This window comes from Lactobacillus sp. HMSC08B12, assembly GCF_001808415.1.
Taxonomy (GTDB): domain Bacteria; phylum Bacillota; class Bacilli; order Lactobacillales; family Lactobacillaceae; genus Lactobacillus; species Lactobacillus delbrueckii.
In genome coordinates, this window is sequence record NZ_KV793215.1 from 1 (window position 1) to 814 (window position 814).

Below are 814 nucleotides of genomic sequence, written 5' to 3' on the forward strand. Positions count from 1 at the left end.
GCTCAAATCGTTGATGAAGGCCTTAAATGCGAGGATTCATCCTTTAAGGCCACGTTCAGCCAGCTGGAATTGACCGCCTGTCAGTGGAAAAAGCATGACGGCCAAGCAGCCGATCCAGATTTGGAATAAAAAATCCGTTCCCGGAACTTGGGAACGGATTTTTTGGTTAGTTCGCGAATGGATCTTGCCCTTTGCGGTACATGCTTTCAGACTGCATCTCACCGAAGGTTTCCAGGGAATCTGGCGTGGCATACAAGGCTTCTTTGGGGCTTAGGCCGTAGTGTTCGGAGAGATAGGCAGCGGGGGATTCGCCATATTTGTTGACGAAGCTGGTGAGCGTTTCCCCTTCAAACAGTGCTTGGTAGTCAGCAGGAGCATTGGAGCTACTGGAACTGACGGCACTGCTTGAGCTGCTGGAACTAGTAGGACTGCTGGATGATGAACTGGCTTTTGAGCTGGCAGATGAGCTGCTATTTTTGACGGCACTTGACTGCTTGGCTGACTTTGGCTTTTTGGCCTGGCTGTTTTCCTTTGGAGCAGCTTTAGACTTGGAAGATGACTTGTGAGTGCTGGCAGTCTTGGATGACGAAGCTTGCCCAGTCGGCTTGGTCGAAGTCTGGCAGGCGGATAAGGTCAGGGCAGACAGACATGCTAAAGGGATCAAAATTTTTTTCATCTTGATGTACACTAAGATTCCTCCTGATTAATCTATTGATGGCATGATTATTATAGCATTTAAATTGAAAGCGGCCAAAGGGATGCTTATTTTTTGAAAAAGCTTATAATCGCCAATTGCAAGAATAAATTGAACACT

General features: G+C 47.2%; 1 protein-coding gene. It reads right to left on the bottom strand.

What is annotated here, in order from left to right; translation table 11 throughout:
* Nucleotides 1-166: 166 nt before the first annotated feature.
* Nucleotides 167-688, bottom strand: coding sequence for a hypothetical protein (locus tag HMPREF3168_RS09065; RefSeq protein WP_016396743.1), 522 nt, complete (start codon nt 686-688; stop codon nt 167-169).
* Nucleotides 689-814: the final 126 nt, after the last annotated feature.